The sequence below is a fragment of the Verrucomicrobiota bacterium genome, from assembly GCA_016871535.1.
Classification (GTDB): Bacteria; Verrucomicrobiota; Verrucomicrobiia; order Limisphaerales; family SIBE01; genus VHCZ01.
Map to the genome: position 1 here is coordinate 1 of VHCZ01000221.1, position 10,266 is coordinate 10,266.

Below are 10,266 nucleotides of genomic sequence, written 5' to 3' on the forward strand. Positions count from 1 at the left end.
GAATTTTGCCTGGGGCTGCGTTGCTCCTCGGTCACAGCCCCACTGGCGGGGGATGCTCGCTCGTCGCGCCTTGCCCCAGGCCAAATTGGGCGCAACGAACGTGAGCGTATTTACGAAACGGACCACTTAGACAATCAAACCTGCAGAACGGAGTTCAATCCACCGTAAGGATTGGCTGTATGTTCGGGAGCTTTTGGGTCCTCGGTCCATTGGCCATCCACGACAAGGCGGTACTCGTAACGGCCTGGCTGAAGTGCCAATTCGATTCCCCACTTTCCGTCTCCGTGCGCGGTCAGAGCGTTTGCACGTGGATCCCATCCGTTGAAGGAGCCCGCGATGAACACCTCGCGAGCGGTCGGGTTCAAGTATTCTACCGAGATCCTTCCTGCGGACGAAGAACCAAGGCTGCGAGCCGTGGCCGCCCCGCGTTTCTTCGAGGACTTGCCTTTGGCCGCTTTGGGCGCTGCGTCTTGCGCCGGAGCGGCGTTCACGCTTCCGTCCTGACCGTTCCCCACGGAGATCGGGTTTGAATTGGCTGGGTTTTTCATGAGAATCCTTTCGTTGAGCTTCCGCCTCGCTGAATTTTTCCGCCACGATTTGATCGTGCCACACGCCGAAAGCGGAACCTCGTTTGTGGTCTTCCCTGGATCGAACTTCGTTGAGGTTTGGCCGCATACCCAAGAACCGCTTTCGGCTCCAATGAGGAATCTAGGGGGCCTGCCCCCACTTTGCAAATATTGAAATCTCAGAGCGTGTTGAAATGGGCTGGGTGGGAGTGTCTGCCTGCGCTTCCAGCGCGTTCACTTTCCAATCAGCACCGCCGCGCCGGAGATCCTGCCGGCTCGGAGACAGTCCAGCGCCCGATTCGCATCGGCAAGGGGAAATGCTTCCGTGCGAGTTCGCACCGGCACGTGCGGCGCCAAAGCCATAAACTCCTCGGCATCCCGGCGGGCAGGCAAAGGGATCCACGAGCTGCGTTCAGGACCATCGCGTGCATGGCGTAATTCGATTACCACCAGTCGAAAAACTTCAAGCCTTACCGCCATGGATGTGGCAAAATGGACTCGCTGGGTATTGCACCCCAAAGGAACAAAGGAAAGTAAGGAAAGTCGTTGCGGAAGTCGAGCACAGCGAGTAAATAAATAGTAGCATCCTTGTCGAAACTGATCTGACTGTGCGCATGATGACCCGGCCATTGGCTTTTGGACTCTGGTTCCTTCTCCTCAACTGCAATCCAGTCCCCTCCAACCTTGGCGCCCCGGCTCCCGGAAAGGAATCACCCCCCAAACCGCCTCCGTTACCGGAGATCACGTCCCTCGCCGTCGAGCCCCCAGCTTTGACGTTGCAGGACTCACGAGACCGTCGTCGCGTTCTGGTTTGGGGCAAGACCGCGCAGGGAGAGCGGATCGATTTGACCGGACAGGCCTCCCTCAAGTCCGATTCCTCCATCGTGGAAATCGCGGAGAACTCAATCAATCCAAAGCAGAGCGGGGAGGCGGAAATCGTCGTGTCGGCGGCGGGCCAGCAAACGAGCCTTCCAGTCAGAGTTCTGAAAGTCGACCTGCCGCCGGTGCGTTTCGTGCGCGACGTGATGCCGGTGCTGAGCAAAGTGGGCTGTAATGCCGGAACGTGCCACGGCTCGGCCAAGGGCAAAAACGGCTTCAAACTCTCGTTGCGCGGATACGATCCGGAATTCGATTATCACGCGCTGATTAACGATCTTTCCGGCCGGCGCTTCAACCGCGTCGCCGTGGACGAGAGTTTGATGCTTCTCAAACCCACGGGCGAAGTCCCGCACGAAGGCCGGCAAGTGATCAAACCCAATTCCCCGGAATACCACCTCATCCGCCAATGGATCGCTGAGGGCACGAAATACGAAGATCCAGCGACGGGCCGAGCCAACAAATTGGATATCCTGCCTGCCGATGTGAACCTGAGTCTCCCGGGCATGTCTCAGCACGTGATCGTCACGGCGCACTATCCGGACGGCACGACGCGCGACGTGACGCGTTACGCGGTCTTGTCGAGCAGCAACACCGACGTCGCGGAAGTGAAGGACGGCGTCGTGACCGCGATTCGCCGAGGCGAAGCCGCGGTGCTGGTGCGCTACGAAGGCCTTTACGCAACGCAGGAAATCACCGTGATGGGCAATCGCGCCGGGTTTGCCTGGCAAGACGTGTCTGAATTCAACTTCATCGACCGGCACGTGAACGCCAAACTTCGGAAAATGAAAATCCTGCCCTCCGAGCTTTGCACGGATGCAGAATTCATCCGGCGCGTTTCGCTCGATCTCACCGGCCAGCCTCCGAAGCCTGACCGCGTCCGCTCCTTCCTGCAAGATCCGGCCCCGGCCAAAGAGAAACGGGAGCGGTTGGTGGACGAGTTGATCGGGAATAAGGATTACGTTGAGTTCTGGGCGAACAAATGGGCCGACCTTCTCCAGTGCAACAGCGAGAACCTCGGCCAAAAGGGCATCTGGGTTTATCGCGATTGGATTCGGCAGCGCATCGCCGAAAACGGACCTTACGATCAATTCGTCCGCGAAATCCTCCTGGCCGAAGGCAGCTCTTACCACACCCCGGCAGTGAATTACTATCGCGTGCTCCGCGAACCGGGAAAAATCACGGAGGACGTGTGCCAGACCTTTCTGGGCACCCGATTCAACTGCAACAAGTGCCACGACCATCCGTTCGAGAAGTGGACCCAAAACCAGTATTACCAGCTCGGCGGGTACTTTGCCCAGGTCGCCATCAAACGCGGCACCATGGGCAAGGAAACCATCCGCAACGCCACGGGCGACCAGATGACCGTGACCGGTGAGGAAATCGTTTATCGAAACTACAATGGCGGCGAGGTGACCGATCCGAAGACCGGGCGGTCCGTCAAACCCAAAGTTCCGTTCGGCCAGGCCAGAGAAGTTGCCGACGGAATGGACCGCCGGGATGCCGTCGTCGATTGGCTGACGGCCAAAGACAATCCGCTGTTCGCGAAATCCGCCGCCAATCGCATCTGGAGCTACTTTTTTGGGCGCGGGATCATCGATCCGGTGGATGACATTCGCGGGAGCAATCCGCCGAGCAATCCGGCCTTGCTCGACGCGTTGACCGAGGAGTTCGTTCGGAGCGGCTTCAATGTCCGGAAATTGATGCGCACGATTTGCACTTCGCGCACCTACCAGTTGTCCTTCAAAGCGAATAAATGGAATGAGGACGACGGCATCAATTTCTCCCACGCCCATCCGCGCCGCTTAAGCGCCGAGCAATTGCTCGATGCCATCGCCGTGGCGACGGGACACCGGCCTAGTTTTTCCGGCCTGCCGGCCGGCATGCGCGCCGTTGAGTTGCCGGATGGCCTGGTGGCCGGGAGTGATTTTCTTTCGTTGTTCGGCCGACCAAAACGGCAATCCGCTTGCGAGTGCGAGCGGACGAGCAATCTGACGCTGTCGCACGCCATGAGCCTCATCAACGGCGCGACTATCAGCGAAGCCGTGAGCGCGCCGGACAACCGCGTCAAGCGCATCGTCGAGGCCGAGCCAGACAACAACAAAGTGGTCGAAGAAATCTATCTGGCGTGTCTGAGCCGCTTGCCCAGCGAGAAAGAACTTGCGTTGGTGGATTTTTCCGTCGGCGCATCGCGCCTGGAAGCCGCGCAAGATTTAGCGTGGGCATTGCTGAATAGTCCGGCGTTTTTGTTCAATCGTTAGCATGGTTTCCAGACGAAACATCTTTTCAGGACCCAACACCGCTTGGGCGGCAAACGCCGCCTTCCCCCACAAATTGAAATCCTTGTGTCGTTGTTAACTCAGGAAGGAATACGTTATGTTATCGATCCCTGGAAAACCTGGCAGCACGTGCGACGGCTGGAGCCGCCGCGAATTCCTCCGCGTCGGCGGAGCCGGATTGTTCGGAATCAGCCTCGGAGACATCCTTCGCCTCCAGGCCGCGTCCGCCATCGAACCGGACGCCTCCAAACCAAAGACTGGCTGGGGCCAGGCCAAATCCGTCATCTTGATTTTCCTCCAAGGCGGCCCGAGCCACATCGACATCTGGGATCCAAAGCCGGATGCGCCGTCGAACATCCGCGGCGAATTCAAGCCGATCAAAACGAACGTGCCCGGCATATGGCTCAGCGAAGTCATGCCGCAATTGGCCAAGCAAATGGACAAAGCCACGCTCATCCGTTCCGTGAGCTACACGCCCGCCGGATTGTTCAACCACACGGCGGCGATTTACCAAATGATGACGGGTTACACGCCGGACCGCGTTTCGCCTTCCGGCCAATTGGAGCCGCCCGCGCCAAACGATTTCCCGCACATCGGTTCTCAAATCGCACGCCTGCGCCCCCCGGAAGTGCCAATGCTGCCGTTTGTCCTGCTCCCGCGCCCGTTGCAGGAGAGCAACGTCGTCGGCAAAGGCGGCACCGCCGGTTTCCTCGGCCCGGCCTTCGATCCGTACTATTTTTACCAGGACCCGGCCAAAGAGATTAAGCTGGACGACCTCACGTTGAGGAAAGACGTCTCCAAGGAACGCCTGCAACGCCGCGCCTGGTTGCTCGACAAGGTCAATGATGCAATGCCGGAAATCGAGAAGGCCGTCCAAGGCTACGCGTTGGATACTTACTATCAAAAGGCGTTCGACCTGATCCTTTCGGGGCGCGCCCGCGACGCATTCGATCTCACCCGGGAATCGGATAAAGTCCGCGACCGTTATGGCCGCCACACGTTCGGCCAGGGCTGTCTGATGGCGCGCCGGCTGATCGAGGCCGGGACGCGCTTCGTGCAGATGAACTGGCCGGCCGTGGCTAATGGCGATCCGACGAAAGACGCCTGGGACACGCACGCGGCGAATTTCGGGCCGCTGCGCGACCTGCATTGCCCGAAGCTCGACAGCGGCGTCTCCGCCTTGCTGGAGGACCTCGATCAGCGCGGCCTCCTGAAAGAAACTCTCGTCGTGGCCATCGGCGAATTCGGCCGCTCGCCCAAACTCGGCGTGAGCACATCCGGCAACGGCAACGCGCCCGATGGCCGAGACCATTGGCCGTATTGCTACACCGCATTGATCGCCGGCGCCGGGATCAAGCGCGGCGCGCTCTACGGAAAATCTGATTCGGCCGGCTCTTCTCCCGCCGAAGATCCGGTGCACCCGACGCAAATCCTGGCCACGGTCTATCACGCCCTGGGCATCAACCCGCACACGATCGTTTACAACCATCTCAATCAGCCGCGCGAGTTGGTCCAGGCCGAGCCCATCCCCGCGCTCTTCGGCTGAACCGTAGGGCAGGCATCCTGCCTGCCCCAAAGACTGTCACCCAAATCCATGCTTACAGGATGTGTGAGGAATTCGTGTCCGTTGGAATCTGAGCTTGAGGAATCGCAAAACATCTCACTGAGCCTTGGACCACGGATCACACGGATGAACACGGATAAGGCAAGTCGGCTTCACCTGAACCCACCCACTCCTTCGCCCCTCCCAGGAGGGGAACCGGGCCCTGCGACGCCGGACGGATCTCCCCTCCTGAGAGGGGAAGGGGTGGGTTCATGGGCCGCGTGCATGGTTCTGAAACTTCCCCTGAACCCGGTAGGGCTGCGCTGCCGCGCAGCCGACTTTCAATCGATGCGACGGCGCAGCAGCACGGCCCTGCCAGCCACGTGTTCACAGGCCGAGTGCGCGGTTCCGCGGCCAAGACGGCTTCCCCTGATGATCCGTGTGTATCCGTGTAATCCGTGGTTCAAAACCAAAGACAACCTCAGCCGCCCGGGCCTTCGCCGCCTGATCTCGCTTTCGTGCTCGCTGTTCGTTTGGGTTCAGGCGATCACTCCTTTGCAGGCTCAGCCCATTCCCAAATTGAATTCCATTTCTCCTGACTGGATTCAACGAGGCACGACCGTCACCATCACCGTCACCGGCGAAAACCTCGGCAGCGTCGCAAATCTTCTCCTCAGCGGCGATCCGGGCATTACGGCGGAAATCCTCGCACCGCCGCATCCCACGGTCAGTATCGAGGCCAGTGGCGGCGGCATTTCCACGACGGCGGCGAGGGACGAAAAGAAGTTGAGCGCCAAGATTTCGGTTGTGAACGATGCCGCCTTAAGCGACCGGGAAATTCGCGTGGCCACATCGACCGGCGTTTCCAATCCGGTCCCCCTTCACGTCGGCCACTTGCCGGAGATTGCGCAGAAGGGGCCGAATCAAACCACGGAACAAGCGCAGCCCATCGAGCTGCCCGCGGCGCTCAGCGGTCGCATTGCTTCGGCTGCCGAGATTGATTACTTCCGGTTCAACGGGAAGAAAGGCCAGCTTGTGGTCGTCGATGTCTATGGCTCCCGGCTCGGCTCGGCCATCGACCCTTCCCTGGCCGTCCTGGACAAGTCCGGGAAAGAACTTGCCCGGAGCGAAGACGACAACGGCCTGGACCCGCTCCTTGCTTTCAAAGTTCCGGACGACGGCGAATACGTGCTTCAACTCCGCGATTACCGATACCAGGGCGGCGAGAATTTTCGCTACCGCCTTTTGGCCGGCGTCATGCCGTATGTCTATTCGGTTTTTCCTTTCGGCGCGCGGAGCGGCCAGAACGTCGAAGTGGAAGTGCGCGGCCACAACCTGGCCGATCCCAAACTCACCCTGCGCATCGATCCCAACGCGCCCGCTGGCCGCCAGGATCTCCGAATCACCACGCCGCTCGGCATCTCGAATCCATTCCCGTTAGACATCGCGGACCTCCCCGAGTTTGCGGACAAAGAACCGAACAACTCGACCGGTCAGGCCAATGAAGTGACGCTGCCTGGCGTGATCAACGGCAGGATTCAAAGCGAAAAGGACCGCGACGCCTTCAAGTTCAAAGTTCAAAAGGATCAGGAGTTCATCTTCGAGGTGCTGGCCAATCGGCTTGGGTCGCCGCTCGACGCCTTGCTTACGCTCCAGGATTCCACGGGGAAAGTTGTCCAGCGAAACGACGACGCCGTCGGCGCGGACGCGCGCATCCAACGAAAATTCACCGAAGCGGGCGAATACGTTTTGATCGTCGAGGATTTGCTGGGACGGGGCGGGGCTGGTTTCGGCTACCGGCTTTCCGTCCGCCCGCCACAACCGGATTTCGCAGTTCGCTGTTTTCCGGACAATCCACGCCTGACGCGCGGCGGACACGTTCCGGTGCGCTGCGAACTGACACGGCTCAATGGCTTCAATGGCACGGTGCGCGTCACCTTCACTCAATTGCCCGACGGCATCTTCAGTGAACCCGCGCTGTTCGTTCCCTCGGCGCCGGCCAGCGCGTGGGTGACGTTATCCGCATTGGAGAACGCCGCGTTGGGAACTTTCCCGATCAAATTGACTGCCACGTCCGTCATCAGCGGAGCATCCGTTTCGCGCCCGGTCGAGCCCATGTCCGAAGAAAAGCCGGCGAAGGAAGGATTCCTCACGGTCATGGATCGACCGCCGTTTACGCTCGACCTCGCCTCCCTGAGCACGCTCCTGGAGCAAGGACAATCGGCGCCCATCGAAGTGATCGCGCAACGTCGCAACGGGTTCACCGGCGAAATCAAATTGTCCGCCGAAGGATTCTCGGCCGGCCGCGAACCCATTACCCAAAGCCTGGACATCCCGCAAACCGCCATCAAATCCGGCGAGTCCCGGGCCGCGCTGAATCTCAGAGCCAAACTCGACTCCGAAACCGGCACCCGGCCCGTCCTGATCAAAGGGGAAGCAAGCGTGGACGGCCAGAAGTTCACTCAATACAGCCGCGCGCTTCCCGTCACGGTGCAGGAAATCCCGTTCGTGTTGAACACGACGCTGAAGCGCCTGTCAGTGACCGCGCTTCCGTCCTCGTCCCAGTCCGCCGCGCGCGAGGCCGTGTTCAGCGTGCGAGCGGGCCGTCGCGCCGGGTTCACCAACGAAATCGCTCTGGCACTCGAAGGCGTGCCGGACGGCATCACAGCCTCGATTGACAAGGTCCAGGCCAACGCCAATGAAGCCACGGTGAAACTGGTCGCGACCGAGAAAGCGCCGGTTGGAAAGGAAATCAGCCTGAGCGTGCAGGGGGTCGGCCAATTCAAAGATCGCACTTACAAGCAAAAGCCGGGAGAAATCAAATTGGTCGTCAATGCGCCCGGTGAAGCCGCCGAGGTCGCCGCGGCGGGAACGAAGTAAAACCATGAATCGACTGCTGCTTTCGCTCCAACGTAGGGCAGGCATCCTGCCCGCCCGTTCGGTGAACGGACCATTCGTAGCGAAGATTTTAGATCCGCCGCATCACCGATTTGTCATCAGCAGAGCGTCCGATACCCCACAGGTCGCGAATCGGCGAAACGGCGCAGCACGGCGGAGTCGCAGCCAAATCCGTCCTCGTCCTCGCACTTGTCCATCGTCCTCGATTGCCGCGGTTGCGAGGACGGCGACGAGGATGAGAAAATCAGTGCGTTCGTTTGGAGTCCCGCCTTCAGGCGGCGCCGACGCGCCGGACCGGCTAAAGCCGGGACTACTTGCGAGGCCCGCTTCATCAAGCCTCTGGGCGATTTCGTTTTTGCTCCTCACATTCTTCGCACTACCCCTCCTCGCCGACGACCCCAAGCCCGTCAGCTACTTCCACGAAATCGTGCCCATTTTCAAACGCAGTTGCACCGGCTGCCACCATCCCGGCAAGCTCAAGGGCGGGCTGGACTTAACCGTGTACCAAGCATTCAAAAAGGGCGGCAAGACCGGCCCCAGCTTCGTTTCGGGCGACCCGAAAAAAAGCCAGATCCTCGACGAAATCAGCGGTGACGAACCTTCCATGCCCAAGGAAGGCGATCCGTTGAGCCGCGCCGAGATCGCGTTGATCGAGCGTTGGATCATCGAAGGCGCGAAGGATGACACGCCCGCCGGCGCCAATTCCTTCCAACTCACCGAGCCGCCCGTCTATGCCGCCGCGCCGGTCATCTCGGCTCTCGCCTATTCGCCGGACGGAAACCTTCTGGCGGTCTCGGGCTATCATGAAGTCCTCTTGCACAAATCCGACGGCTCCGAACTTATGGCCCGGCTCGTTGGCGAATCTCCGCGCGTCGAGTCCATCGCCTTTTCCTCCGACGGCAAGCTGCTCGCGGTTGCGGGCAGCGCGCCCGCGCGATTCGGCGAAGTTCAGATTTGGGACCCGGCGAAACACGAGTTGATCCGCGCGGTGAAGGTCTCTCACGATTCCGTCTATGGCGTTTCGTTTTCGCCGGACTCGACTCGAATCGCGGTGGGTTGCGCGGACAAGACGGTTCGCATGCTGAGCGTTCAGGACGGCAAAGAACTCCTCCATTTCGACAATCACAGCGACTGGGTCCTCGGCACGACTTTCACGGTGGATGGAAAACGCCTTCTCAGCGGCAGCCGTGACCGGGCGATGAAACTCATCGATGCCTCCAGCAGCCAGTTCATCGACGACATCAACAAACTGCTCGAGGAAGTAATGTGCCTCGCGCGCCATCCGAAGCTGGATCAGGTTGCCTACGGCGGCGCTCTCGGCACGCCCCGGCTTTACAGAATCTCCGATAACCAGGGCCGAACCGCGGCAAACAACGACGTGAATCTCGTCCGCGAATTCGAGCGCCAGCCCGGTCCCATTTACGCCATGGCGTTCAATTCCGACGGCAGCCTGCTCGCGGCTGGCGGCGCTTCGAGCGAAGTCCGCCTCTACAAAACCAGCGACGGCAAACGCGCCGCGACGTTGAAGGGCTTTGACGGCGCGATTTTCTCGCTCGCGTTTCACCCGCAGAAAACCGAGATCGTGTGTGGCGGCTTCGACGGCAAGGGGTGGATTTTCGACGCCGCGACCGGGAATTTGATCAGGGCGTTCGTTCCCGTGCCGATCAAGGCCGAGAAGCAAGTCGCCGCTGCGCCGCGTTGAGGCGCGTTCCGAGCCGGCGGGGACCGCACGCGCCCCACGTGCCATGGTCGGCGCCGTCGCCGACCCCAACCATCGGCACCAACGTGCACAGCGCTTTCGAGAAAGTCTGGTAGGGCTGCGCTGCGGCGCAGCCGACGTTCAATCGAATGCGGCGGCGCAGCAGCACCGCCCTACCATTTGAAGGGGTCGTGGTTGGCAGCTTTTCAGGTCACAGAATAATCGATTTGACGAAGACCTAAGTAGTAATTCTTTAATAGTTAGTTAATGCCGATTGTCTCCAACCGCGTCGAAAAGATCGCCCTGCCAGAATGAGTGCGAAGTTTTTCGCGCGATGGCGAATCATCGCGGCGGAGTCTGGCTTTTCGGCCCTGAACGCCGATGGACGATCGCGGCGTGGCGGGA

The 10,266-nt window shown here is 60.2% G+C and carries 5 protein-coding genes and 1 pseudogene; 4 read left to right on the forward strand and 2 right to left on the reverse strand.

Going from position 1 to position 10,266, the window contains the following annotated elements; translation table 11 throughout:
* Positions 1 to 134: 134 nt before the first annotated feature.
* Positions 135 to 548: a hypothetical protein gene (locus FJ398_21565; GenBank protein MBM3840501.1), complete on the reverse strand. Its 414-nt coding sequence runs from the start codon at positions 546 to 548 to the stop codon at positions 135 to 137.
* A 252-nt stretch (positions 549 to 800) separates the two neighbouring features.
* Positions 801 to 950, reverse strand: a pseudogene (locus tag FJ398_21570) (alcohol dehydrogenase).
* 230 nt (positions 951 to 1,180) lie between these two features.
* Between FJ398_21570 and FJ398_21575 the strand changes: the two are divergent.
* The 4 genes from FJ398_21575 to FJ398_21590 all read left to right on the forward strand — a co-directional run bounded on the left by FJ398_21575 (position 1,181) and on the right by FJ398_21590 (position 9,864).
* The gene (locus FJ398_21575) at positions 1,181 to 3,703 is read left to right on the forward strand and encodes a DUF1553 domain-containing protein (protein MBM3840502.1); all 2,523 of its coding nucleotides are present in this window, start codon (positions 1,181 to 1,183) and stop codon (positions 3,701 to 3,703) included.
* Between the two features lie 115 nt (positions 3,704 to 3,818).
* Entirely contained in the window at positions 3,819 to 5,267 is a 1,449-nt protein-coding gene (locus FJ398_21580; GenBank protein MBM3840503.1) for a DUF1501 domain-containing protein, read from the forward strand.
* Between the two features lie 429 nt (positions 5,268 to 5,696).
* Positions 5,697 to 8,144: a hypothetical protein gene (locus tag FJ398_21585; protein ID MBM3840504.1), complete on the forward strand. Its 2,448-nt coding sequence runs from the start codon at positions 5,697 to 5,699 to the stop codon at positions 8,142 to 8,144.
* Positions 8,098 to 9,864: a hypothetical protein gene (locus tag FJ398_21590; protein ID MBM3840505.1), complete on the forward strand. Its 1,767-nt coding sequence runs from the start codon at positions 8,098 to 8,100 to the stop codon at positions 9,862 to 9,864. The genes FJ398_21585 and FJ398_21590 overlap by 47 nt, the downstream gene beginning before the upstream one ends.
* Positions 9,865 to 10,266 lie beyond the last annotated feature (402 nt).

What these genes read in the sequence shown, in the direction of transcription:
- FJ398_21565 (MBM3840501.1), bottom strand. Translation starts at nt 548, where the DNA reads ATGAAAAACCCAGCCAATTCAAACCCGATCTCCGTGGGGAACGGTCAG.
- FJ398_21575 (MBM3840502.1), top strand. Translation starts at nt 1,181, where the DNA reads ATGATGACCCGGCCATTGGCTTTTGGACTCTGGTTCCTTCTCCTCAAC.
- FJ398_21580 (MBM3840503.1), top strand. Translation starts at nt 3,819, where the DNA reads ATGTTATCGATCCCTGGAAAACCTGGCAGCACGTGCGACGGCTGGAGC.
- FJ398_21585 (MBM3840504.1), top strand. Translation starts at nt 5,697, where the DNA reads ATGATCCGTGTGTATCCGTGTAATCCGTGGTTCAAAACCAAAGACAAC.
- FJ398_21590 (MBM3840505.1), top strand. Translation starts at nt 8,098, where the DNA reads ATGCGCCCGGTGAAGCCGCCGAGGTCGCCGCGGCGGGAACGAAGTAAA.